At 33.2% G+C, this 25,313-nt stretch carries 20 protein-coding genes; 15 read left to right on the top strand and 5 right to left on the bottom strand.

What is annotated here, in order from left to right; all coding sequences use genetic code 11:
- The first annotated feature begins 12 nt into the window (after positions 1-12).
- From CHB81_RS01990 to CHB81_RS01940, 11 genes are all read left to right on the top strand, one after another.
- Entirely contained in the window at positions 13-1,560 is a 1,548-nt protein-coding gene (locus CHB81_RS01990) for an alpha-N-arabinofuranosidase (RefSeq protein ID WP_089350204.1), read from the top strand.
- 12 nt (positions 1,561-1,572) lie between these two features.
- Positions 1,573-3,198 carry an arabinan endo-1,5-alpha-L-arabinosidase gene (locus tag CHB81_RS01985; RefSeq protein ID WP_089350203.1) on the top strand — a complete coding sequence of 542 codons (1,626 nt, stop codon included), beginning with the start codon at positions 1,573-1,575 and terminating at the stop codon, positions 3,196-3,198.
- Positions 3,199-3,430: 232 nt separating this feature from the next.
- A complete protein-coding gene (locus CHB81_RS01980; protein ID WP_089350202.1) occupies positions 3,431-4,381 on the top strand; it encodes a glycoside hydrolase family 43 protein in 951 nt (316 codons plus the stop codon).
- Between the two features lie 172 nt (positions 4,382-4,553).
- Positions 4,554-5,537 (top strand): arabinan endo-1,5-alpha-L-arabinosidase, encoded by a 984-nt coding sequence (locus CHB81_RS01975; RefSeq protein WP_089350201.1) that lies wholly within the window; start codon positions 4,554-4,556, stop codon positions 5,535-5,537.
- Positions 5,538-5,550: 13 nt separating this feature from the next.
- On the top strand, positions 5,551-7,539 hold the full coding sequence (locus CHB81_RS01970; protein WP_089350200.1) for a glycoside hydrolase family 127 protein: 1,989 nt from the start codon (positions 5,551-5,553) through the stop codon (positions 7,537-7,539).
- Positions 7,540-7,897: 358 nt separating this feature from the next.
- Positions 7,898-9,883, top strand: a complete 1,986-nt coding sequence (locus CHB81_RS01965) for an alpha-L-arabinofuranosidase C-terminal domain-containing protein (protein WP_089350199.1) — start codon at positions 7,898-7,900, stop codon at positions 9,881-9,883.
- A 168-nt stretch (positions 9,884-10,051) separates the two neighbouring features.
- Positions 10,052-11,743 carry a ribulokinase gene (locus tag CHB81_RS01960; RefSeq protein WP_089350198.1) on the top strand — a complete coding sequence of 564 codons (1,692 nt, stop codon included), beginning with the start codon at positions 10,052-10,054 and terminating at the stop codon, positions 11,741-11,743.
- The gene (locus tag CHB81_RS01955) at positions 11,727-12,428 is read left to right on the top strand and encodes an L-ribulose-5-phosphate 4-epimerase (protein ID WP_089350197.1); all 702 of its coding nucleotides are present in this window, start codon (positions 11,727-11,729) and stop codon (positions 12,426-12,428) included. The genes CHB81_RS01960 and CHB81_RS01955 overlap by 17 nt, the downstream gene beginning before the upstream one ends.
- 174 nt (positions 12,429-12,602) lie before the next feature.
- Positions 12,603-14,111: an L-arabinose isomerase gene (araA, locus tag CHB81_RS01950; protein ID WP_089350196.1), complete on the top strand. Its 1,509-nt coding sequence runs from the start codon at positions 12,603-12,605 to the stop codon at positions 14,109-14,111.
- A 123-nt stretch (positions 14,112-14,234) separates the two neighbouring features.
- Positions 14,235-15,419 carry an aldose epimerase family protein gene (locus CHB81_RS01945; protein WP_089350195.1) on the top strand — a complete coding sequence of 395 codons (1,185 nt, stop codon included), beginning with the start codon at positions 14,235-14,237 and terminating at the stop codon, positions 15,417-15,419.
- 224 nt (positions 15,420-15,643) lie between these two features.
- A complete protein-coding gene (locus CHB81_RS01940; RefSeq protein WP_089350194.1) occupies positions 15,644-16,120 on the top strand; it encodes an OsmC family protein in 477 nt (158 codons plus the stop codon).
- A 20-nt stretch (positions 16,121-16,140) separates the two neighbouring features.
- Here the strand turns inward: CHB81_RS01940 and CHB81_RS01935 are convergent, their stop codons facing one another.
- A complete protein-coding gene (locus tag CHB81_RS01935) occupies positions 16,141-16,593 on the bottom strand; it encodes an SRPBCC domain-containing protein (RefSeq protein WP_254920930.1) in 453 nt (150 codons plus the stop codon).
- A 299-nt stretch (positions 16,594-16,892) separates the two neighbouring features.
- On the opposite strand from CHB81_RS01935, the gene CHB81_RS01930 reads away from it, so the two are divergent.
- Positions 16,893-18,341 carry an MBOAT family protein gene (locus tag CHB81_RS01930; RefSeq protein ID WP_089350192.1) on the top strand — a complete coding sequence of 483 codons (1,449 nt, stop codon included), beginning with the start codon at positions 16,893-16,895 and terminating at the stop codon, positions 18,339-18,341.
- A 2-nt stretch (positions 18,342-18,343) separates the two neighbouring features.
- Positions 18,344-19,306, top strand: a complete 963-nt coding sequence (locus CHB81_RS01925; protein ID WP_089350191.1) for a hypothetical protein — start codon at positions 18,344-18,346, stop codon at positions 19,304-19,306.
- Positions 19,307-19,848: 542 nt separating this feature from the next.
- Here CHB81_RS01925 and CHB81_RS01920 read toward each other — a convergent pair.
- Positions 19,849-20,931, bottom strand: a complete 1,083-nt coding sequence (locus CHB81_RS01920) for a PIN domain-containing protein (protein WP_089350190.1) — start codon at positions 20,929-20,931, stop codon at positions 19,849-19,851.
- A gap of 230 nt (positions 20,932-21,161) precedes the next feature.
- On the opposite strand from CHB81_RS01920, the gene CHB81_RS01915 reads away from it, so the two are divergent.
- Complete coding sequence (locus tag CHB81_RS01915) at positions 21,162-22,739, top strand: anti-phage dCTP deaminase (protein WP_089350189.1); 1,578 nt, start codon at positions 21,162-21,164, stop codon at positions 22,737-22,739.
- Between the two features lie 3 nt (positions 22,740-22,742).
- Positions 22,743-22,952, top strand: coding sequence for a hypothetical protein (locus CHB81_RS01910; protein WP_089350188.1), 210 nt, complete (start codon positions 22,743-22,745; stop codon positions 22,950-22,952).
- Between the two features lie 32 nt (positions 22,953-22,984).
- Here CHB81_RS01910 and CHB81_RS01905 read toward each other — a convergent pair whose 3' ends face one another.
- The 3 genes from CHB81_RS01905 to CHB81_RS01895 are packed head-to-tail and all read right to left on the bottom strand — an operon-like array spanning position 22,985 to position 24,943.
- The gene (locus CHB81_RS01905; RefSeq protein WP_089350187.1) at positions 22,985-23,227 is read right to left on the bottom strand and encodes a hypothetical protein; all 243 of its coding nucleotides are present in this window, start codon (positions 23,225-23,227) and stop codon (positions 22,985-22,987) included.
- A gap of 20 nt (positions 23,228-23,247) precedes the next feature.
- Complete coding sequence (locus CHB81_RS01900; protein WP_089350186.1) at positions 23,248-24,315, bottom strand: XRE family transcriptional regulator; 1,068 nt, start codon at positions 24,313-24,315, stop codon at positions 23,248-23,250.
- Positions 24,316-24,367: 52 nt separating this feature from the next.
- Positions 24,368-24,943, bottom strand: a complete 576-nt coding sequence (locus CHB81_RS01895; protein WP_141130348.1) for a hypothetical protein — start codon at positions 24,941-24,943, stop codon at positions 24,368-24,370.
- Positions 24,944-25,313: the final 370 nt, after the last annotated feature.

The following is a 25,313-nucleotide window of genomic DNA, read 5'->3' as shown; positions in this document are numbered from 1 at the left end:
TAAATAAATATCATGAAAAAAGCACTTTTAATCACATTTCTTATTACCATTTGTAGTCAGGCTAATTTCGCTCAAGGCGGAGTGACAGTAGTAACCATAAAAAATAATGCAGATGCACCAACAATCAATAAAAATATCTACGGACATTTTGCAGAACATTTAGGACGTTCCATTTATGGAGGTTTTTTTGTGGGAGATACATCAAAAATTCCAAATACAAAAGGAGTTAGAAATGATATTATTAAAGCTTTAAAAGAATTAAAAATTCCAAATTTAAGATGGCCCGGCGGATGTTTTGCCGATACATACCACTGGAAAGACGGAATTGGTCCACAACAAGAAAGACCAACAATTGTAAACAAATGGTGGGGCGGCGTAACTGAAGATAACAGTTTCGGGACACACGATTTCTTGAATATGTGCGAACTTCTTGGAGCAGAACCTTATCTATCAGGAAATGTTGGAAGCGGAACCGTTCAGGAATTGTCTGATTGGGTTCAATATACCAACTTCAGCGGAAAAAGCCCAATGAGTGATTTGCGTAAAAAGAACGGAAGAAAAGAACCTTGGAAAGTAAAATTCTGGGGAATTGGAAATGAAGCTTGGGGATGCGGTGGAAATATGACCGCAGAATATTATGCCAATGAATACCGCAAATACGCCACTTTCATGTCTGATTGGGAAAATACAGGCGGAATTACAAGAATCGCTTCCGGATCAAACAGCGCCGATTATAACTGGACAGAAGTTTTAATGAAAAACATTCCAATCAATATGTTAGGCGGAGTTGGAGTTCACCATTATGCCGTAATCGATTGGGGTAAAAAAGGTGACGGAGTAAACTTTACCGAAGACGGATATTTCCATACCATGCAATCTGCTTTGAAAATGGAAGAATTGGTAACCAAACATTCTGCGATTATGGACAAATACGATCCAGAGAAAAAAGTAGCCATGATTGTAGACGAATGGGGAGCTTGGTATGAAGTAGAACAAGGAACAAATCCTGGCTTTTTATACCAACAAAACACGATGAGAGATGCTGTTTTAGCCGGAGCAACTTTAAATATTTTCAACAATCACTCTGACAGAGTTCGTATGGCAAACCTGGCACAATGTGTAAATGTTTTGCAAGCTGTAATCTTAACGGATAAAGCAAAAATGATTACAACACCAACGTATCATGTAATGAAAATGTACAACGTTCATCAGGATGCAAAATTATTACCGGTAAGTTTTCAGTCGCCATTATATACTTTTAATGGAGAAACTCTTCCGGCAGTTTCAGCATCAGCTTCAAAAGATAAAAGCGGATTAGTTCATATTTCAGTAGTAAATGTTGACGCAAAAAACAAAAACACGATAGAAATTGATATAAAAGATCTAGGTGTTAAAAACTTTTCAGGAACCATTTTAACATCGGCAAAATTGCAAGATTACAATTCATTTGATACACCAAACAAAATTATACCAACAGTTTTTAAAGGTTTCGAAAATAAAAAAGGAAAATTAGAAATCATAATTCCTCCTTTCTCAGTAGTAGTATTAGAAGGAAAATAACAAGCTAAAAAAATGAAAAAATCAAAACATATAATAAAAACAGCCTCGTACTTAGGGCTGCTTTTATTTGTTTTTGCTGCAGTGAGCTGTTCAAAAGATGATCCTGCAACAAATGAAAATCCTGATCCGCCGGTAGTGGTTGATCCTCCGGTAGTTACGCCAGCTTTTCCCGGGCCAACTTATGCAGATAATTATACAGCAATATCAGGTTGGGGGAGCAGAGCACAATGGAATTTAGCCAATGTACACGACCCATCTGTCGAGAAATGCGGTGAATACTATTATATGTATCAAACAGATGCTTCTTATGGAAATGCCACAGACGGACACGGACACTTCTTTTACAGAAGATCAAAAGATTTAGTCAATTGGGAATTTATGGGTTCATCAATGACCGAAGCTCCGGCTTGGGTAAAAGATTCCTTGAATAATAAAAGAGCCAGAATGTCTCCGGCTTTGGCACCAATTACAAACCCTAATTATGGATATTGGGCGCCATGCGTTCGAAAAGTGGGCAATATTTACAGAATGTATTACAGCATTGTGGTTACAAACCCAATTGTTGGGACAGATACCAATACTTCCTGGACAGAGCGCGCTTTTATTGGCTTAGCCGAAACAGATGATTTGGCTTCAAATAATTGGACAGACAAGGGAATGGTAGTTTGCTCAGAACCTGATGGCGTAAAAAGTTATGTTAGAAATGGCGGTTCAGATTGGGATGCATATTTCAAATTCAATGCAATTGATCCAAGTTTTATTCAGACACCGGAAGGCGATCAGTATTTAATTTATGGTTCATGGCATTCCGGAATTGCGGCTTTAAAACTGAATCCAACAACCGGAAAACCAGATAAATTAAAAACAATTGACGATTATGGAGTGCGAATTGCAGGACGCGGAAACGTAAATTCAAACCGTTGGCAAGCACTCGAAGGACCGGAAATTATCTATAATCCAGATACACAATATTACTATTTATTCCTGGCTTACGACGAATTATCGGTTGCATACAATACACGTGTTGCACGTTCAAAAAGTATTTTAGGACCTTATCAAACTATAAGTGGAATGAGTATTACAAATGGAGCAGAATGTTTCCCGATGGTTACACATCCGTACTCTTTTAAAAATCATACTGGTTGGGTTGGAATATCGCATTGTGCTGTTTTTCAAAATCCAGATACTAAACAATGGTATTACGCCTCACAAGCACGTTTACCGGAAGGAGTTCCTGGAATCGCAGTTTCAAATGCTGTTATGATGGGTCATGTTCGAGGTATTCAATGGACAGAAGATGGATGGCCGGTTATTGATCCGGAACGTTATGCAGCTGTACCGGCCACAACAATTGTCGAGGGAAGTTTTGTTGGAACTTGGGAACAAATCACAATGAACTATCAATACAAAACCATTCAGAAATCAGTAACGCTTTATTTAACCGCAGATAAAAAAGTAAGCGGTGATGCAAACGGAACATGGTCGTATGACAGCACCAAAAAAATCCTGACCATAAACGGCGTAAAATGTAATGTAACAGATGCCTGGGATTGGGAATTAGCCACCAGAAAAGTAACGTTGAGTTATTCAGGTTTAACGTCAGTCGGATTGCCGGTTTGGGGTAAAAAAGTGAATTAAAATTATTTTGTTTCACGCAGATTTGGCAGATTAGAGCAGATTTAATTTTAGATTTTTATTAAAAGTAATCTGCGTTTATCCGCTTAAATCTTTTTAAATCTGCGTGAAAAAAAATTCGTGAATTCGGGGCAAAAAAATCTACTTTAAAAAAAGAGTTTCATAGAATTAAAGGATAAAAAATCTGCCTGATCTGCAAAATCTGCGAGAAAATATAATGTGTAAAATAATCATAATGAAAAATATAGTATCACTTTTAGTTTTGCTTGTCTTCTGTCAAACAATTCAAAGCCAAATTGATCCAGCAAAATTCAATAATCCAATCATAAAAGATCAATATACTGGCGATCCGGCAGCATTAGTTTACAAAGACAAAGTGTATTTGTATGCCGGTCATGACGAAGCACCAAATGATTTCAATTTTTATAAAATGAACGAATGGGTGGTGTATTCTTCATCAGATATGAAAAAATGGGAATCACATGCGGTGCCGTTAAAAGTAACCGATTTTGCATGGGCAAAAGGTGACGCTTGGGCTTCACAAGTAATTGAAAGAAACGGAAAATTCTATTGGTATGTAACAGTTGAACACGGTTCAGTACCCGGAAAATCTATTGGAGTTGCCGTTTCTGATAGTCCAACCGGACCGTTTAAAGATGCTTTAGGAAAGGCCTTGATTACAAATGACATGACAAAATTTACCGATATAAGCTGGGACGATCTCGATCCAACGGTTTATATTGATAATGATGGTCAGGCCTATTTATTTTGGGGAAATACAGCTTGTCATTATGCAAAATTAAAAGAAAATATGACTGAAATAGACGGAGAAATTCACCACATAGATTTACCACATTATACCGAAGCACCTTGGATTCACAAACATAAAAACTGGTATTATTTATCATATGCATATGAGTTTCCTGAAAAAATTGCCTACGCCATGAGTAAATCCATTACTGGTCCTTGGGAGTTTAAAGGAATTTTGAATGAAATTGCAGGAAACAGTAATACGAATCATCAGGCGATAATAGATTTTAAGGGACAATCGTATTTTATTTATCATAACGGAGCGTCACAACCACACGGAGGAAGTTTCAGAAGATCAGTTTGTGTAGACAAATTATATTATAACAAAGACGGAACAATGAAACGCGTTGTAATGACATCTGAAGGAATTCAGTAAATAGTTTACAGTCGTAGTTTTCAAAATAACAGAACAAATTTTCACCATATAAGTTATATAAGTTCATTTAAAACCAGGGTTGGAAAAACTTATATGATTTAGAAAGTAACAGTTTTCAGTTCAAACTTAAATTATCTTACATCACTTATATGGTGAAAAAAAGCATCAACTTATGAAGTTTTACAAAAACATAAAACAGGTATTTTCTCTAATAGTGATGCTGACAGCTTCGGTTTCATTTGCACAGGAAATTGTCGTTCACGATCCTGTTGTCATCAAACAAAAAGACACTTATTATCTGTATTGCACCGGAAACGGAATCAGTGTTTTTAGTTCGAAAGATTTAAAAAACTGGAACAAAGAATCTCAGGTTTTTGCAGAAAAACCAGTTTGGGCAGATGGCGTTGCAGCTGATTTTAAAAACCATATTTGGGCGCCGGATATTTCGTTTCATAACAATATGTATTATCTGTATTATTCTGTTTCGGCTTTCGCCAAAAACACATCGGCAATTGGCGTTGCGACCAATACAACATTAGATCCAAAAGACAAAAACTACAAATGGGTCGATCAGGGAATCGTGATTCAATCGCAACCAAACCGTGATATGTGGAACGCCATTGATCCTAATTTAATCTTCGATGAAAACAATACACCGTGGTTGTCATTTGGTTCTTTTTGGGAAGGATTAAAAATGGTAAAACTAAATCCCGATTTAAAATCGATTGCTCAGCCTCAGGAATGGCACACGATTTCGAAACGTAAAAGAACATTTGAATTACCAGATTCAGATCCGGGAGATGGCGCGCTTGAAGCACCTTTTATCTTTAAGAAAAACGGCTATTATTATCAATTTCTTTCCTGGGATTTGTGCTGTCGCGGAGAAAAAAGCACGTATAAAGTCGTTGTTGGAAGATCTAAAAATGTAACCGGACCTTACGTAGATAAAGACGGAAAATTATTGACAGAAGGCGGAGGAAGTATTGTAGTTCAGGGCGATGAAAATTACTTTGGCGTAGGCCATAATAGCGCTTACACATTTGATGGTAAAGATTATATTTTTTACCACGCTTACGAAAAGAAAACCAACGGAACACCAAGATTAGTAGTTAAAGAAATGGCTTGGGACGCTGATTTGTGGCCCGTTTTAAAATAGAATATTCAACATAATGAAAAAATATACTTTCCATATTTTGACGATTTTTATGTCACTTTTAATTTTTGTTTCCTGTAAAGAAATCAAAAATAAAGTGGTACAATCCAGCGACAAAACTTCTGCCTTAAAAGCAGGTTATCAAATTGAACCGGTAAACATTCAAAATGTAAAATTAACGGATTCTTTTTGGTTACCCATTATCAAAAGAGTGCAGGAAGTTACGATTGCATACGCCATTCAGAAATGTAATGAAGAAGGTCGTTTTGAGAATTTCTTAATTGCAGGAAAACAAAAAATAGGAACAGTAAGAGGCGAAATGCCTTTTGATGATACAGATGTTTATAAGATTATCGAAGGCGCTTCGAATACTTTAATCAGTGCACCAAATCCAAAACTGGATCGCGTTTTAGATTCGTTGATTGCAATTGTAAAAATTGGTCAGGAAAAAGACGGATATCTTACAACATGGAGAACTATAAATCCAGCAAAACCACCAGCGCCTTGGGTTCCGGTTATCGAAGGAAAGCGTTGGGAATCATTGCAAATTAGCCATGAATGCTACAATTCAGGACATTTGATTGAAGCTGCTGTTGTGCATTTTGAAGCGACAGGAAAAAGAAATTTCCTTGATATTGCCATTAAAAATGCAGACTTATTAGTGAAAACTTTTGGTGATAAACCAGGTCAGGTAAAAGGAGTTCCGGGACATCAAATTGTAGAAACGGGTTTGATAAAATTATACCAAATTACCGGAAAAGAAGATTATCTAAAACTGGCGAAATACTTTCTGGACAATCGCGGAAATCCAAACAATCATAAATTATATGGCGAATATGCACAAGATCATATTCCGGTGGTACAGCAAAACGAAGTGGTGGGTCACGCCGTAAGAGCCGTTTATATGTACGCTGGAATGACTGATATTGCCGCAATGACAAAAGACAAATCCTATACGGATGCCGTAAATAATTTATGGAATAATATGGTAAACAAAAAAATGTACATCACAGGCGGAATTGGTTCGAGACACGACGGAGAAGCTTTTGGCGCTAATTATGAATTACCAAACTTAACAGCATATAACGAAACTTGTGCTGCAATTGGAGATGTATATTGGAATCACAGATTGCATAATTTATACGGAAAATCAGAATATTTTGATGTGATCGAAAGAACAATGTACAACGGATTAATCTCAGGAATTTCATTAGATGGAAAACAATTTTTCTATCCAAATGCCTTGGAATCTGATGGCGTTTTTAAATCAAATAGAGGATCTTGCACGCGTCAGGCCTGGTTTGATTGTTCTTGTTGTCCGACTAATTTAATTCGATTTATCCCTTCTATTCCGGGATTGATTTATTCAAAATCAAAAGATGTTTTGTATGTGAATTTATACGCTTCAAACAATGCTTCTTTCGCTTTAGCGAAAACCGATTTACAGATTTCACAACAAACCGGATATCCTTGGAACGGAAAAGTAGCGATCTCGGTTAATCCGAAAAAAGAAGGTCAATTTACCATTAAACTGAGAGTTCCGGGTTGGGCAAGAAATGAAGTTTTACCAGGAGATTTATACTCCTATAAAAAAGCTTCGACTCAAAAAGCAACAATCAATTTAAACGGAGAAGTTTTAGCAATTCAGCCACAAGACGGTTATTTCACCATTACAAGAAATTGGAAAAAAGGAGATAAAATCAATCTTAATTTCCCAATGGAAGTTCAGGAAGTTCAAACCAATGCTAAAGTGGAAAGTAATAAAAACAAAGTTTCTTTAGAATATGGTCCAATCGTTTACGCCGTAGAAGAAATCGACAACAAAACCAATTTCGATAAAATAGATGTAGCCGCCGGAGATACTTTCAAAGTAAAAAAAGAAGCAAATCTGTTGCAAGGTGTAAACATAATCGAAAATTCAAAATTTAAAGCAATTCCATATTACAGCTGGTCAAATCGTGGTGTTGGGAAAATGAAAGTTTGGTTGGATTATAAAGAGAATTAAGATTATAGAACAAAGAAGAAAGAATCAAGATTTTGGGATTAAAACAATTTGCCAAATCTGCGAGAAAAAATATTTAAACACATAGAGACATAGATTTTAAAATGAATAAAAAGAGTATAAAAACAAATCTAGATTTGCACACATAGCTATGTGAATTTAAAAAAATGAAATGCCTTTTTTCAAAATCAAAAGCTATGTCTCTATGTGTTTAAAAATAATAGCTACAGATTAAAGGATAAAAAAAAATTAGAAAATAAAATCTGCTCAGATCTGCAAAAATCTGCGTGAAACAAAAAATAAAAATCCGTTTTATCCGCGTCATCAGCGTGCCATAAAAACACATTTAAATACAAAAAAAATGAAGTCCAATTTAATTACCAAAATTACCCTTTGTGGTTTATTGCTGAACGGCTTTTTAGCTTCGGCACAAAAAAACAATCTTCAGGTTGATGTTGCAAAAACAGTGACCAAAATCGAACCGACTATGTACGGAGTGTTTTTTGAAGATATCAATTTTGCTGCCGATGGAGGTTTGTATGCCGAAATGATCAAGAACAGATCATTTGAATTTGAAACGCCAATGATGGGTTGGAGCGAACCAAACAGCGACCGTCATAAATTAAACCTACAATCCGGAATTGCCAATATTATCCAATATTCGCAAAAAGGAACCAATCATAATTATTGCCGAGTTACAATCAACGACGCAAGCGGTTATGAAATGATCAACGAAGGTTTTAGAGGAATGGGAATCAAAAAGGATCTTCATTATAATTTGTCTTTAAGAGCTTCAAAAATATCAGGAAATATTTCGAAGATTAAAATCCAGTTCATTGATAAAAATAAAAAGGTTTTAGGCGAAACTTCGATCGTTCCAACAGTAAAAGACTGGACAAATTATACGGCACAATTAACAGCAACGGCGACAGAAGCAAAAGCACAAATCAGAATCACTTTTGAAGGAACAGGAGTTATAGATTTAGATGTGATTTCGTTGTTTCCGGAAGATACCTGGAAAGGTAGAAAAAACGGAATGCGTGCTGATTTAGTACAATTATTATACGATTTGAAACCGGGATTTTTACGTTTCCCAGGCGGATGTATCGTGGAAGGAAAAACACTGGCATTGCGTTACCAATGGAAAAAATCGATTGGAAATGTAGAAGACAGAGAAACGATGATTAATCGTTGGAATACTGAGTTTGCACACAAATTGGCACCGGATTATTTCCAGAGTTTTGGTTTAGGATTCTTCGAATATTTTCAACTTTCCGAAGATATTGGGGCTTCGCCTTTACCAATTTTAAGCTGTGGAATGGCTTGTCAGTTCAATACAGGAGAATTGGTTCCGATGGATCAAATCGATCCTTATGTACAAGATGCTTTAGATTTAATTGAATTTGCAAATGGAGATTTAAATACCGCTTGGGGAAAAGTGAGAGCTGATATGGGACATCCAAAACCATTCAATTTAAAATTTATTGGCGTTGGAAATGAACAATGGGGACCAGATTATATCGAGCGTTTCAAAGTGTTTCAAAAAGCGATTAAATCAAAATATCCAAACATTACAATTGTTTCCGGAACGGGACCTTTTCCTGACGGAGATTATTTTGATTACGGTATGACCGAACTTAAAAAATTAAACGCAGAAGTTGTTGATGAGCATTATTATAAAGATCCGGCTTGGTTCCGCAAAAATGTAACCCGTTACGATAATTACGATCGTAAAGGACCAAAGATTTTTGCTGGAGAATATGCAGCTCAAAGTGTAGCGATTGCAAGTCCGGATAATAAAAATAATTGGGAATGTGCGTTCTCAGAAGCGGCTTTCATGACGGGAATGGAGCGTAATGCTGAGGTAGTTCATTTGACTTCTTATGCACCATTATTGGCTCACGTTGAAGGTTGGCAATGGACTCCGGACATGATTTGGTTTAACAATTTACAATCGTACGGAACGCCAAATTATTATGTTCAGAAATTATTTTCGAACAATAAAGGAACTGATTTAATCAACATTACAAAAGACGGAAAAGCAGTTACAGGACAAAATGATTTGTTTGCATCTGCAGTAAAAGATGTGAATTCTAAAGAAGTAATTCTGAAAATTGTGAATACTTCTGCATCGGCTCAAAATGTTTCAATTGATTTAAAAGGAGCAAAATTAGATTCAAAAGGAACAGCGATAACTTTAAAAGGAGACGGCTTAAATGATGAGAATTCTTTTGAGTCTCCAACTAAAATTAGTCCAAAAGAAAGCGAATTTAAAGTAAACGGAAGCAAAGTTCAATATGATTTTCCAGCCTACTCAGTTACGGTTTTGAAAATTAAGTTGAAATAATCGCAACAGAATAAATGTAATACCAACGTTTATTTTTTGTTTTGACCTTAAACTCTTGTTTTGATGCATTATTTGTAAAAATTACAGCCGTTATTTTTATTAAGTGTTTTTTATACACTTATAAATTATTTATATTTATATTTGTCATTATTATAAAATGAATTTCGAATGAAAAATTACGTTATAGGATTGGATTACGGAACAGATTCTGTTCGAGCGATGCTGATTGATACTGAAAACGGGCAAGAACTGGCATCGAATGTTTCTCATTATAAAAGATGGAAAAACAAGCAATATTGTGACGCATCGATCAATCAATTTCGTCAACATCCATTAGACCATATTGAAGGTTTAGAAATCACAATTCAAACGGTTATAAAAGAGAGTAAAGTTGATCCTTCGCAAGTTCGTGGAATTTGTATTGATACAACGGGATCTTCACCTGTGCCTGTAACGAAAGACGGAATTCCGCTGGCTTTGACAAAAGGTTTTGAGGAAAACCCGAATGCGATGATGGTGTTGTGGAAAGATCATACTTCAATAAATGAAGCAAACGAAATCAACGAACTGGCAGTAAGCTGGGGCGGAGAAAACGTGACCAAATATGTAGGCGGAATTTATTCATCAGAATGGTTTTGGGCAAAAATTCTACACATTGCCAGAGAAGATGAAGCGGTTCGAAATGCAGCGCACACCTGGATGGAACACTGCGATTTAATGACGTATTTATTGATTGAAGATAAAGATTTAAAAACCTTCAAAAGAAGCCGTTGCGCCGCAGGTCATAAAGCAATGTGGCATGAAGACTGGAACGGACTTCCGCCGGTTGAATTCTTAGAAAAATTACATCCCTATTTGGCGCAACTTCGCGGAAACTTATATGATGAAACGTATACATCTGATTTAGTTGCCGGAAATTTAAGCAAAGAATGGGCAGATCGTTTAGGACTTTCTACAGATACAGTTGTAGCTGTTGGAACTTTCGATGCACATTCCGGAGCAGTTGGCGCTAAGATTGGTGAGAACACTTTGGTTCGCGTTATGGGAACTTCAACTTGTGATATTTTAGTAGGTTCAAAAGAAGAAGTAGGAACAAAAACTGTTCGCGGAATTTGCGGACAAGTTGATGGATCTGTAATTCCTGGATTTATTGGTCTTGAAGCAGGACAATCTGCTTTTGGGGATTTATTGGCTTGGTACAAAGAATTATTGCTTTGGCCAACTGATCATTTATTAGATTCTTCTACAGTTTTAAATGATGCTCAAAAAGAACAATTAAGAGAAGAATTCAGCGATAAATTAATTGTGGAATTGACTAAAGAAGCAGAGAAAATTCCAGTTTCTGATAGTCTTCCAATTGCTTTGGACTGGATCAACGGACGTCGAACTCCAGATGCAAACCAAGAATTAAAAAGTGCGATTTCAAATTTATCATTAGGAACAAAAGCACCTCATATTTTTAAAGCTTTGGTAAATGCTATTTGTTTTGGAGCGAAAAAAATCGTCGATCGTTTTGAAGAAGAAGGTGTAAAAATCGACAGCGTAATCGGGATTGGCGGTGTTGCTCGTAAATCACCTTTTATCATGCAGACTTTGGCAAACGTTTTAAACAAGCCAATCAAAATTGCAGCCTCAGACCAAACTCCGGCTTTAGGAGCAGCGATTTATGCAGCAGTTGCAGCTGGAATTTATTCGAATGTAATCGAAGCAAGTCAAAAAATAGGAAGCGATTTTGACGGAGAATATTTCCCTCAATTAGATAAAGTAGCAGCATATCACAAACTATTAATAGCGTACGATCAATTAAGTGCTTTTGAAGATCCAACCATTAAAATTTCGCAACATGAGTTCTCTTTATAAAGATTTAAAACAGGAATGTTACGAAGCCAATATGCAATTAAATGCATTGAATTTGGTCGTATATACTTTTGGGAATGTAAGTGCTGTGGATAGAAAAAATGGTGTTTTTGCCATTAAACCAAGCGGAGTTCCGTATGAAGATTTAAAACCGGAAGATATTGTTATTGTAGATTTTGAGAATAATATTATCGAAGGTTCTATGCGTCCGTCATCAGATACAAAAACGCATGCTTATTTATATAAAAACTGGCCAAATATTGGTGGAGTTGCACATACACATGCGACTTATTCGGTTGCTTGGGCACAATCGCAAAGAGATATTCCAATCTTTGGAACCACGCATGCCGATCATTTAACAGCTGATATTCCGTGTGCGCCACCGATGGCAGATTCTCTTATTGAAGGAAACTACGAGCATAATACCGGAATTCAGATTTTGGATTGTTTCAAAGAAAAAAATCTTTCTTATGAAGAAGTAGAAATGGTTTTAATTGGAAATCACGGTCCATTCGCCTGGGGAAAAAACGCCGCAAAAGCAGTGTACAACAGTAAAGTTCTGGAAGTCGTTGCCGAAATGGCGTATCTGACTTTACAAATAAATCCAAATGCACCAAGATTAAAAGATTCCCTAATAAAGAAACATTACAACCGTAAACACGGAAAAGATTCGTATTACGGACAGTAAAAAGTTTGTTTCAGGTTTCAGGTTTTTTTAGTTTCAAGTTATTGGAATGTGAAACTTGAAACGTGAAACAAAAAAAAGTGAAATAAAAAATAACAAAATAATTGATAACAAAGATTTTCGACGATTTCAAAACTTGAAACTTGAAACAAAAGAAAACTTGAAACAAAATAAGAAATGATAGATATATCTCAAAAAGAAGTATGGTTTGTAGTAGGAAGCCAGGAGTTATACGGACCGGAAACCTTAAAATTAGTAGCGGAACATGCTGCAATTATGGCAAAAGGTTTGGATGCTTCATCACAAATACCAGTAAAAATTGTTTGCAAAGACACTTTAAAATCACCTAAGCAAATTTTAGATTTATGTTTAGAAGCAAATTCTGCTAAAAACTGTATCGGACTTATCGCTTGGATGCACACTTTTTCTCCAGCAAAAATGTGGATTGGCGGATTAAGTATTCTAAAGAAACCATTGTGCCATTTGCATACACAATACAATGCTGAAATTCCGTGGGGAACAATCGACATGGATTTCATGAACCTGAATCAATCGGCACACGGAGATCGTGAGTTTGGATTTATCATGTCCAGAATGCGTAAAAAACGTAAAGTGGTTGTTGGACATTGGGAAGATTCTCGTATTTTAAACAAATTGGGAGTTTGGACAAGAGTAGCTTTAGGATGGGATGAACTTCAAAATCTAAAAGTAGCCCGTATTGGAGACAACATGCGTGAAGTTGCCGTTACAGAAGGTGATAAAGTTGAGGCTCAAATTCGTTTCGGAATGTCAGTTAACGGATATGATTCATCTGATGTTACCAAACATATTGAGAAAGTTACCGATCAACAATTAAATGATTTATTGGCAGTTTATGAATCTTCATATTCTCTAACCGATTCATTAAAAGAAGGCGGAGCGCAAAGAAGCTCATTAGTAGAAGCAGCAAAAATAGAATTAGGTTTAAGAGCTTTCCTTGAAGAAGGAGGTTTTGGAGCTTTTACAGATACGTTTGAAAATCTTGGAGTTTGGAAACAACTTCCAGGAATTGCAACACAAAGATTAATGGCCGATGGTTATGGTTTTGGTGGAGAAGGAGATTGGAAAACCGCTGCAATGGTTCGTGCCTTAAAAGTGATGAACGTTGGTCTTGAAGGAGGAACTTCTTTCATGGAAGACTATACATACCATTTTACACCTCAAAAATCATATGTTTTAGGATCTCACATGTTAGAAATTTGTCCATCGATTGCAGATGCAAAACCTTCATGCGAAGTGCATCCGTTAGGAATTGGAGGAAAAGAAGATCCTGCACGTTTGGTATTTAATTCACCTGCCGGAGCTGCTATAAATGTTTCATTGATTGATATGGGGAATCGTTTCCGTTTGATCGTGAACGAAGTTGAAGCGGTTAAACCAATGGCTGATTTACCAAAATTACCGGTTGCCAGAGTTTTATGGGATTGTAAACCAAATCTTGATATCGCAGCAACAGCTTGGATTCTTGCCGGAGGAGCACATCACACAGTATATAGTCAAGCGATTACAACTGAATACATGGAAGATCTTGCGGATATCGCTGGAATCGAATTATTGGTAATTGACGAAAAAACTACGGTAAGAGACTTTAAAGATAAGATCAATGCCAATGAAGCGTATTATCATTTATTTCAGCATGGACTTTAATTTTTTAAGGTGCTAAGGTTCTAAGTTGCAGAGGCTTTGAGGTTTTAATTTTTGTCTTAAAATTTGTTACTTTTAAGCTTTTCACATTTTATTTTTCACAATAATCTAAAAAAAATATTATTTATGAATGTATTAAAACGTTGTTTTTTTGGAATCAGCCTAATGAGTTTGGCTACACTTTCAGTTCAATGCAAAAGCGATAAAAAAATGGATGCTACAACAGTTTCTTCAGATGAAAAAGTCACGGTTACAATCGAAAAATCTTCTTATGGAACCACTTCAAAAGGAGAAAAAGTAGACAGTTACAAATTGAAAAACCAAAATGGGATGGAAGTTGACATCATCACTTTTGGTGGAAGAATTACAGATTTGAAAGTGCCTAATAAAGAGGGCGTTTCTGAAAATGTAGTAATTGGATTTAATTCTTTGGCACAATATGAAAAAGAAAATCCATTCTTTGGAGCTTTGATTGGAAGATACGGAAACCGAATCGCTAAAGGGAAATTCTCTTTGGACGGAAAAGAATATCAATTGGCCATCAATAATGCGCCAAATGCTTTGCACGGAGGTCCGCAAGGATATTTTAATGTGGTTTGGAAAGCTGAAGAAGCAAAATCAGGAACGGAAGCTACATTGAAATTATCGTATTTAAGCAAAGATATGGAAGAAGGTTATCCTGGAAATTTACAGGTTTTTGTAACCTATACTTTGACAAATGATAATCAATTAGAAGTATTGTATGAGGCAACTACAGATAAAAAGACAGTTATAAACCTTACGCAACATTCGTATTTCAATCTATCAGGAGATTTTACAAAAACAATCTTAGATCACGAATTGACTTTAAATGCTGATAAATTGGTTCCGATTGATGCGACTTTAATTCCAACAGGAAAATTAGAAGATGTTGCCAATACGCCTTTCGATTTCAGAACGCCAAAATTAATTGGAAAAGATATCGAAGTGAAGAACGAACAATTAGAAAGAGGAAAAGGTTACGATCACTGTTGGGTATTGAATAATCCTGAAAAAGGAAAAACAATTATTGCAAAAGTATACCACGCAGCAAGCGGTAGAGTTATGGAAATGACAACCGACGAACCTGGAATTCAGTTTTACTCAGGAAATTTCCTTGACGGAACTTTACCAATGCCAAAAGGCGGAACATACGCTCACAGAACCGGGCTTTGTTTAGAAACAGAACATTATCCGGATTCTCCAAACCAGAAAGACTTCCCAACAACGGTTTTAAACCCGGGAGAAAAATATAAGACTAAAACTGTTTTTAAATTCTCAGTAAAAAAATAGTTTTAGAATTTGTTTGGTAATTTTAGTAATTCTCTAAGAAACCTCGAAAGGAGTACTTTCGAGGTTTTTTTATGTGAAAACTGGTGAGAAATTGCACGCAAAGTCGCAGAGTCGCAAAGTTTTTTTAAGCTTTGTTCGTAAACTTGGCGCCTTAGCGACTTTGCCAGATTAATTCATTTGCAACTCTGTAAAAAGCTTAATTTTGCAAAGTAAACGAAAGAAAAATGAAACATCTTTTTAAAGCAGAAGCAAAATGGACTTCAAATCAAAAACAAGAAGATTCAACGAAAAGATTCTACAATAAAAGTCATCAAATCAAAATTGAAGGAAAACCAGTTCTGGATGTTTCTGCAGCCAAAGCTTTCAAGGGCGATCCGGAATTATACAATCCTGAGGATTTACTGTTAAGCAGTTTGATTTCATGTCATATGATGTCCTATCTATATGTCTGCTCTCAAAACGGAATAGAAGTTTTAGAATATTTAGACAATGCAGAAGCAACGCTCGAAGTTTCTCCAGATGGAAGCGGGCGATTTACAGAAGTTCAATTAAATCCTAAAGTAAAAATTTCAAATCCGGATAAAATTGATTTAGCGATTGAACTTCATAAAAAAGCAAATCAATTGTGCTTTATTGCCAATTCATGCAATTTTCCTGTTTTGCATGAAGCGAGTTGTGAATTTTATGCTATTGTAAAATAAGCCTTTATGAAGGTTATAGCCTAAAACTTCCGCTTTTGATAAGGGGTTCCTTTACCATCTTCACAATAACTTTTGAGACTTAAAAGAAACATTGCCCAATTATAATTGCACCATTGGTAAAACTCGGTTAATTCACGCCAATCAAAATGTTTGAGAACAACTGCCGTTACTCCGTCTTTCTCTCTTAGGTCAAATGAAATGCCAGTTCCAATCCATTCTGGGTCAGAATCTACACATTCCCATAATACTCTTTTGTTTGGAGATAATTCCAGTATTTTCATTTTTGTGAGATCATTATCCCCGAAGCCAAACTCATTGATAAACCCTACTTCCGGCCTAACAAGCAATTCTTCTGTCCAAACAGCACCAAGACCTTCTTGTGTTGTTAGTGCTTTATAAACATCTGTAATGGGTGATTTGATATAATTGATGTGTTCTATTTTTTCCATTTTATAACCAGTTATAATTTGCAAATATAAAGGTATAGATTTTTAAGTAGCTCTAACAGAGGTTTTTTTACCCTTAACAGTTAAAATGTCGAACTTGTTTTCCGAAGATTTTAAAAAAGTTTATATGAAATTAAATAAACTAAGTGGTAGTGTTTAAAATCTAATTCGTTGGCTATTATTATAAAATTGCTTGGGCTGGATAAATGGTTAAATTAATAACTGGCCAGTTTAACAAAAAAGAAATGGAATATAATATATTTGCAAATGAAACTACTTTTCGGTGGCCAATTTACTCCTTTTGATAACATTTATGAGTTTATATTATGCTTTTTAATTCGGTAAACTTTGCATTTTTTTTGCTTTTAATATTTATACTCTATTGGTTTGTCGTAAAAAAATCTTTTAAATTTCAAAATATTCTACTTTTAATCGCAAGTTATTTTTTTTATGCTTGTTGGGATTGGCGATTTTTATTCTTACTTGTTTTTTCGACTTTGTTAGATTATTATACGGGGATTAAAATGTCGGAAGCGAAAAGTCAAAGTAATAAGAAATTTTGGTTTTGGTTAAGTATAGCTGTAAATCTTGGATTTCTAGGTATTTTTAAATACTATAATTTTTTTGCCAGTTCTTTTGCAAATGTAATTTCTAGTTTTGGATTTTCTATAAGCCCTTTGTTTTTAAAAGTGATTTTGCCTGTCGGAATTTCCTTTTATACTTTTCACGGATTATCGTATGTAATCGATATATATAAAGACCGAATTAAACCTGAGAGGAATTTTGTTGATTATTCCGTTTTTGTAAGTTTTTTTCCATTGTTGGTAGCGGGTCCAATTGAACGTGCAACACATCTTTTACCACAAATAAAAAAAGAAAGGAATTTTGACTACTCAAAAGCAGTTGATGGATTGAAACAGATTTTATGGGGATTATTTAAAAAAGTAGTAATTGCTGACCAATGTGCAGAGTATGCTAATATGATATTTAATAATTCCACAGAGTACTCAGGAAGTACACTTCTTGTGGGAGCAATATTTTTTACATTTCAAATTTATGGTGACTTTTCAGGCTATTCCGATATTGCAATAGGTACGGCAAGACTTTTTGGGATCGACTTATTGAGGAATTTTGCATTTCCTTATTTCTCAAGGGATATAGCCGAATTTTGGAGGCGTTGGCATATATCTTTGTCAACCTGGTTTAGAGATTATCTGTACATACCTTTAGGGGGAAGTAAGGGAGGAAACTGGATGAAAATTAGAAATATTTTTATAATATTTCTTGTAAGTGGTTTTTGGCATGGGGCAAATTGGACATTTATTGTATGGGGATTTCTGAATGCTTTATTTATTCTGCCTTCGATAATTTTTAATACCAATAGAACTAATCTTGACATTGTGGCTCAGGGAAAATATTTTCCAACCATCAAAGAATTAGTTTCAATGTTTTTAACATTCAGTTTAACTGTTTTTGCATGGATTTTTTTTAGAGCAGAAAATTTATCTCATGCTTGGAATATAATCACGAAAATATTTTCGAAAAGCTTATTTGTATATCCTATGTATGAAAATGATGACTTTGTTAAACCCTTAATGTTATTGATGATTATTTTTGTATTGGTAGAATGGTTTGGCAGGGAACAACAATACGCCATTGCAAAATTAGGGAATGCATTACCTAAAATCATAAGATGGGGATTGTATTACGTTATAATAATTGCTATATTTTATTTTGCAGGCACAGAACAAAAATTCATTTATTTTCAATTCTAAATATGAGAAAATTTATAATACAACTACTGCTTTTTTTAACTCCAATCATTTTCATAGCATACTTTGTTGATGTTTTTATATCAAAAAATTTAAAAAAGTCAAATACTTATGCGGAAGGGGAATATTCCACTTGGAATGATATAATTGATGGAAAAATTAATTCAGATATTGTTATATATGGGAGTTCCAGAGCTTGGACACAGATTAATCCAACAATGCTATCTAATGAATTAAATTTGTCAACATATAATTTAGGGATAGATGGACATAACTTTTGGTTACAACATCTCAGGCATTCATTATTACTCGAAAATAACACTAGACCTAAATTGATTATTCATTCTGTGGATATATTTACTTTAATGAAAAGAAAGGATCTGTATGATTTTGAGCAATTTCTTCCATATATGCTTTGGAATAATAAAATTAGAGCCAAAACAATAAGTTATAACGGTTTTGATTTAATTGATTATGTGATTCCTTTAATCAGGTACTCTAAATGCCGGGATGTTAAAAAAAATGTCTTCTCTATGTTTAAAATTGATAAGGATAAAGAGGTAAGGATAAAAGGTTATCAAGGACAAGATTGGAAATGGAATTCGGATTTTGATAAAGCAAAAAAGAAAATGAAGAATTATGATATAAAATTGGATAATGCATCAGTGCTTTTGTTTGATAAATATTTAAGAGAATGTAAGGATAAAAAAATAGAGATTGTTTTAGTTTATACCCCTGAATATATAGAGGGACAGAAATTCGTTAAAAATAGAGATAGCATAATATTGTTGTACAGAAATTTCAGTAAAAAATATAATATTCCGTTTTATGATTATTCGAATGATTCGATGTCAATTAAAAAAATATATTTTTACAATGCAGAACATCTTAATAAGAAGGGTTCAGAATTGTTTACGCAAAAGCTAATAGACACTTTGAAAACTAACAAAAATCTTAAATCTATTTAAGATTTTATATGAGCAAACGATGTTTTTTTACTCGTTAATCTAATTTTATAACATAAATATTCTCTTTTAAATTAATTATCAAAATAAAACATTTGTGGTTGTTTGTCTGCTGGAAAATGAAAATTGTTGAACCGGGTCAATGCTAAATGTTGTGGAGAAACATAAGAAAATTATATTTGTTAATTATTCTTTACAGCATAGAATGTAAAGATTTTTATCTAAGAATGCCTCAGAAAACACAGAGTTCGTAAAGCTAAATTAATATAAAGCTTTGCGAACTTTGCCTTTTATAAAAGCTAAGAGTAAAAAAACGTAGTGTTCTCTGCGGTAAGTTTTTTTTCTCACTCCAAAAGTTTTATATTGCTGTAATAAAGATGTTTAAAACGAAAAAAGTTTAGTTTTATTAAAGAAGTATAAAACCAAAAAACCTCTTCGAAAGAAGAGGTTTTTGTACCCTTTACCGTTGAATTGTCGAATTTATTCGTTGAAGATTTGAAGAAGCTGTCTTATGCATATAAAGTGTTGAATCAAATTTCATAATCTTAATCTCCTAAATTTGTTATGTCATTTATTTCTAAGTTATCGATACCAGTAAATTGAATGTCAATTAATTCAGTTTCATCAAATTCATATTCAAAGCTTGCTTCAAATTCAAATTCAGTATTTAATACTAAATTCAAATTCTCAATATTAGCATTGAACCATATATCGTCTTCTCTATCATAAGTTGCCATGTCATAATCGATATATGATAAATTTAATTCTAAATATATATTTACGACTATTTGAACTGTTGATGAATCTTTTCCAATATCACTGAAATAAATGTTTTCTAATTCAATTTTCTCAATGATTGGGGTTTCATCATATTCCAATACATCGAATTGATGAATATAATTTTGTGATATTTGATAGCCTATTTCTTCATTATAGTTTTCAATAAGATAATTTTTGACAACATCAAATTGACCTGTAATGCTATCCATAATTTTTTGAACTATTTTTTCACTTTCATGTTTTCTAGAAACGGTGTCAATAAAAACAGTTAAATCATGCAACGGTATAATTGAGGGCTCATCTTTATATTTTATAATATCATTATCTGTTGATATTATATATACTTTTTTTTTGTTTTTTTTGCACCATTGTTTAATTGCACTTAAAGTAAAAGCATCTGGGAATTCATCTTTTTTCTGTCCTTCATGAAACGGTGCTTTTTGCTCAAAATATTGCTCAAAAACTTCTTGAATATCTGCAAGAGAAGAGTCAATTATTTCGATTTCACTATCTTTTATAAAATCATCTAACTGTATTTCTAGTTTCTTAAAAATAGCAGTAGTGTCTAATTTTTTTAAAGGGTAGAAGTTATTAAAATCAGCATCATTTTTTAATATTTTAGCATCAACGTTAATTGTATCTCCAAATTTTTTATATAGCACTCTTGCTGTTTCCAAATTCTTACGCATTCTATTCTTTATCTCACGATAGGTTATGTCAGTCAACTTAACCTTAATAGCCTTACTCTTGGATAACTCACTTATTTTCTTTATTTTATGACCTCTAAGGAAATTTTCTCTTTCGAAGATTCCTGTATCTATAAACACTATATCGGTTTCAATTTCCATTTTATCTAAATTAACAGACGCAAATATATTGTTTTGTTTAAAAACAAAACACGTACTTATACGTGTTGTTTGATATTAAAAGTAATTCTATATTGTTAAAATAATTTATTAAAATGAGGTTTTCCGTAAATGTTTTAAAAATAAAACAATCATATTTACAAAAAAAATCCTTTGAAATATAAGATTATTTAATTATTTAAGAAGGTTTATTAAAAAATGAAGCTAAATTTATGGAACAAGCTAAATTGGAAATTGTAGGTCAGGATGATGGAGTTAAAGGCAAAACAACAAGAGAAAAAGTTAAAAATACTTTAACAGAAGAATTATTTTTAGGAATATGTGCGCCTATTGGTTCGATGAAAGATGAAGTAATATCATCAATTAAAAAAGTTTTAAATGAGAAATATAATTATGAAGTTCAAATCTTAAAATTAGCTGATTATATTGAAAAGTATAAAGTACAAGATTATAAGCAAAAAGATGGTAAGACTGAAGGATATTCTAAATTAGTGTATAAAATTGATGAGGGAAATGCGATAAGATTAAAGTATGATAATAAGTCAGTTTTAGTTGAACTTGCCATTAAGGATATACATAACAATAGAAATAATCAAACTAAAACTGCGGAGGTCTATCCTAAACCTGAAGAATATAAAAGTAGAAGGATATGTTTTATTTTTAATTCAATTAAAAACATTGAAGAGTTATTACTTTTAAGACAAATTTATACTGATAATTTTTACCAATTTAGTATATTTTCTCCTCAAGATGAACGAGAAAATAATCTTAGGAAAAGGGATTTGTCTCCGTCAGAAATAAAAAATATTGTTGAAACTGATGATTATGATAATACTACTTATGGTCAAAATGTGAGGGGTACATTTACTGAAGGAGATTTTTTTTTAAGGGTTTCAGATAAAAATGTTGATAAACTTGAAGATAAAATTAATAGATATTTAAGTCTAATCTTCGAAAGCTCTATAGTTACACCAACCTCCGATGAAATTGCTATGTATGCGGCAAAATCAGCCGCTGGAAACTCAGCTTGCCTTTCAAGGCAGGTAGGAGCGGCAATTACTACAGATAAGGGTAATTTAATTTCAACTGGATGGAATGACGTTCCTAAATTTGGAGGTAATTTATATTCAGAAGGAGACATAACAGATTCGCGATGTATAACAACTGGATTGTGTAGTAACGATGCTCAAAAAGACATTCTTGTAGATAGTATAGTTGAAACATTAAAAAGCGATAAAGAATTAAGTACCATTTTTAATGATGAGAAAGGTTTTCTTGACCTAAAAAAGATTAAATTATTTACATCTAAATTAAGATTTTCTAAAATTAAAGATTTAATAGAATTTTCTCGTTCGGTGCATGCTGAAATGCATGCTATTATAACTGGTAGTCAGCTTTCAGGTAGTAAAATGACAAATGGTAAATTATTCTGTACAACTTATCCATGTCATAATTGTGCAAAACACATAATTGCATCTGGGATAAAAGAAGTTTATTATATTGAGCCATACATTAAAAGTTTATGTATAACTTTGCACAATGATGCAATAACTGAAGACGAGAATAGTGAAGATAAAGTGAGAATATTAATATTTGATGGTGTAGCACCTCTAAAATATCTAAACTTTTTTACTAACTTTACTGATAGAAAGGATAAATCAGGAAAAATTATTGTGAAAGATTTTAAAACGATAACTCCTAAAGTGTCTAAATCACTTCAGGCGTTACCTACTTTGGAAGCTCAAGCTATTCATTCGTTAGAACAATGTGGATTAATAAAAATGGAATAATATATGCAAAAAGACGAAAAAAACGAAGTTAAAAACCAGTCAAAAAATGCTCAATTATCTTTAGAATTTTCCAATAAGCCTATAATAAACCAAAGCGCCAATACAGTAATTACAGAAAATTCTAAAGTAATTTCATTGTCTGAATATCAAAATTCTGACAAAGGTAAAATAGATTATACAAATATGGTTTTAAAATTTACCAAATCATTTTAAGATAAAAACACCTCAAAGAGGTGTTTTTTTATTTATCTTTTTTTGTCAGATTGTGATACAATTGACCCAGCTAGACTTTTTGTATCCTCATTGTATTTAGTACTTCCTAAAACCTTAGATGCAACACTCTCCATTTCAGAGCCAGTTTGATTTCCTTTGTTAACTTGAGACAGGGCTGAACCTGCTAAAGTCTTTTGGATAGCTGATGAGTTTGGGTTTCTTAAAACGTCAGATGCTAATGACGCAATTGACTTTGATGTTTGTTTATTGTTCATGATTTTCTGTTTTTTAGTTGTTATAGTATTATTTTCATTTTAGTTCTCTCTTTTTCAATCAATGTTGAATATACATCTTCAAAAATCTTTTTAGAAAGACCAAATTCGTTTAAAAATTCTTTTTCGCTTCCTATATCTTCTTGACATACTTGGAACATTTTCTTTAATAAAATTGGTTTATTAATAGCTACATCATGTGGTTCACTTTTTCGGTAAGGTGCAAAATGCGTTACCCATCTTCTGTATTGGTCTTGTGTTAAGCTAGTTTCCTTTGCTTTGTACAATAATGCACCAACTGATATTTTCCAATATGCTTTTAATTCGAATAGTTTTTCACTAGTTAATCGTGTAAACTCTCCTCTTAATGCATTTTTTGGGGCAAGAAATTCAGAAGCAAATTGATTAGCTTCTTTTTCCATATCTCTTTCATTTGAGATGAAGAAATCATTGTGATTATGCATTATCAGATGTCCTAATTCATGCGATAAAGTAAAGATTTTTCTTGCATTTTGAATTTTATCATTAATTAAAATTACTGGCACACCTTTTACGTAGAAACTTACACCGTCAAAATTTTTGTTTTGAGCAGAAATAAAATCATAATCAAAAAAATAAACAATAACTCCACTTTTCTCTAGAAGTTTTACTAAATCTTCGATTGGTTTTCGACCTAATTCGAAATAGTCACGAACTTCATTCGCAAGATATTCTGCATTAAGCTTAAATTCTTCTAAGTTCATTTGCGGAATTTTGTTTTCAGGAATTTCTACATACTCAAGTAACTGTTCAATTTTATTTGAGATTATTAATAATCTCGCTTCAAATAAATCAGTATACTTTTTTGCAACAGTTGCACTTGCACGATAATGTACTTTTAAATTTGGAGTACTCATAACTTGCGAAAAAAAGTTTTCACTAAACTCATCCTTTATCTTCTCTATAATATCGTCTGTTAATGGCTTTAAACTTTTTTCTAAATTACTGATTAAGGCTTGTGAGACTTTTAATTTTTCAGCAAATTCTTTCTGGTTCATTCCAAAATAATTCCTAGCTAACTTTAAGGTATCATTTTTAAGTATACTTGCCATAGGTATTCGTTTTAAGTTAATATAACTTTGAAATGGGGATTTCGATTACTAACTAGCTACCAGTTTGCTGGTTGCCTTTTCTTTTTTTTGAAACAACTTTTATTTCATCAGTTGTGTCATTTGTATTAATATTAAATAAATTTGGTCTAAATATTTCTACCAAACTAACCTCATAAGCTACAATACCATCATTATAATGTACTAATCTTATATCGACAAGATTTCCCGTTTTGTCTAAGATGTAACCTATATAATAAATTGGCAAAGCTTTGTTTATTCCCATTTCAGAAAGATTTTGGAGCATATTATTTGAGTAATGTATTGCATTACCGTTCATCATATCTTTGAATCTTTTAGAATAGAATCCGCTTATCTTGCTCTTATTGTCCATTTTTTTAAAACAAATCAAAGCTTTTCCATCCAGTACGTAATAATCAACCCCGTGTGACTTTAGTCGATTGATTTTTTTTGTCAAGAAGTTATCAAGAACTAAATTATTATTAAATAATTTCTTGATGTTAGAGTTCAACCAGACAGCTTTTGCTGACCTGTATTCAAATTGACCAGGGTCATTATTGAATATCTTGACGGAATTTTTCACTCCGTCATTTACTATATTGTATGCCATTTGAATAAATTTAACATACAAATCATTGCCTACGCCTTGCGCATCTAATGAATATTTACTACTTTTGTACAACATTATTAAAATAATATTTGAAATCACCCATTTCAAAGAACTATACAAAAAAGCATCCTTTCCCGTTGGATGCTTTTTTTATTTAAGCAAATTTAAGAATAAAATTCTCTCTGCGCAAATCTATAAAATTTTATCACACAATTATTATTAACAGATTACTGTACTTATTAACAATGATTTCTGTGGAGTATAATTTATTTTACCAGTCGATTCAAAAACTAAATTAGAATAACTGTATAAAAGGCTATTATTATATTTATTATTTAAAATATTTCAAAGAGTGACTTTCTAATTTATC

The sequence above is a fragment of the Flavobacterium sp. ov086 genome, from assembly GCF_900187965.1.
GTDB lineage: Bacteria > Bacteroidota > Bacteroidia > Flavobacteriales > Flavobacteriaceae > Flavobacterium.
This window is presented reverse-complemented; position numbering and strand designations above follow the sequence as displayed.

Bases quoted from the DNA above. Each gene is read 5' to 3' on its own strand.
- CHB81_RS01990 (WP_089350204.1), top strand. From the start codon at position 13: ATGAAAAAAGCACTTTTAATCACATTTCTTATTACCATTTGTAGTCAG.
- CHB81_RS01985 (WP_089350203.1), top strand. From the start codon at position 1,573: ATGAAAAAATCAAAACATATAATAAAAACAGCCTCGTACTTAGGGCTG.
- CHB81_RS01980 (WP_089350202.1), top strand. From the start codon at position 3,431: ATGAAAAATATAGTATCACTTTTAGTTTTGCTTGTCTTCTGTCAAACA.
- CHB81_RS01975 (WP_089350201.1), top strand. From the start codon at position 4,554: ATGAAGTTTTACAAAAACATAAAACAGGTATTTTCTCTAATAGTGATG.
- CHB81_RS01970 (WP_089350200.1), top strand. From the start codon at position 5,551: ATGAAAAAATATACTTTCCATATTTTGACGATTTTTATGTCACTTTTA.
- CHB81_RS01965 (WP_089350199.1), top strand. From the start codon at position 7,898: ATGAAGTCCAATTTAATTACCAAAATTACCCTTTGTGGTTTATTGCTG.
- CHB81_RS01960 (WP_089350198.1), top strand. From the start codon at position 10,052: ATGAAAAATTACGTTATAGGATTGGATTACGGAACAGATTCTGTTCGA.
- CHB81_RS01955 (WP_089350197.1), top strand. From the start codon at position 11,727: ATGAGTTCTCTTTATAAAGATTTAAAACAGGAATGTTACGAAGCCAAT.
- araA (WP_089350196.1), top strand. From the start codon at position 12,603: ATGATAGATATATCTCAAAAAGAAGTATGGTTTGTAGTAGGAAGCCAG.
- CHB81_RS01945 (WP_089350195.1), top strand. From the start codon at position 14,235: ATGAATGTATTAAAACGTTGTTTTTTTGGAATCAGCCTAATGAGTTTG.
- CHB81_RS01940 (WP_089350194.1), top strand. From the start codon at position 15,644: ATGAAACATCTTTTTAAAGCAGAAGCAAAATGGACTTCAAATCAAAAA.
- CHB81_RS01930 (WP_089350192.1), top strand. From the start codon at position 16,893: ATGCTTTTTAATTCGGTAAACTTTGCATTTTTTTTGCTTTTAATATTT.
- CHB81_RS01925 (WP_089350191.1), top strand. From the start codon at position 18,344: ATGAGAAAATTTATAATACAACTACTGCTTTTTTTAACTCCAATCATT.
- CHB81_RS01920 (WP_089350190.1), bottom strand. From the start codon at position 20,931: ATGGAAATTGAAACCGATATAGTGTTTATAGATACAGGAATCTTCGAA.
- CHB81_RS01915 (WP_089350189.1), top strand. From the start codon at position 21,162: ATGGAACAAGCTAAATTGGAAATTGTAGGTCAGGATGATGGAGTTAAA.
- CHB81_RS01910 (WP_089350188.1), top strand. From the start codon at position 22,743: ATGCAAAAAGACGAAAAAAACGAAGTTAAAAACCAGTCAAAAAATGCT.
- CHB81_RS01905 (WP_089350187.1), bottom strand. From the start codon at position 23,227: ATGAACAATAAACAAACATCAAAGTCAATTGCGTCATTAGCATCTGAC.
- CHB81_RS01900 (WP_089350186.1), bottom strand. From the start codon at position 24,315: ATGGCAAGTATACTTAAAAATGATACCTTAAAGTTAGCTAGGAATTAT.
- CHB81_RS01895 (WP_141130348.1), bottom strand. From the start codon at position 24,943: ATGGCATACAATATAGTAAATGACGGAGTGAAAAATTCCGTCAAGATA.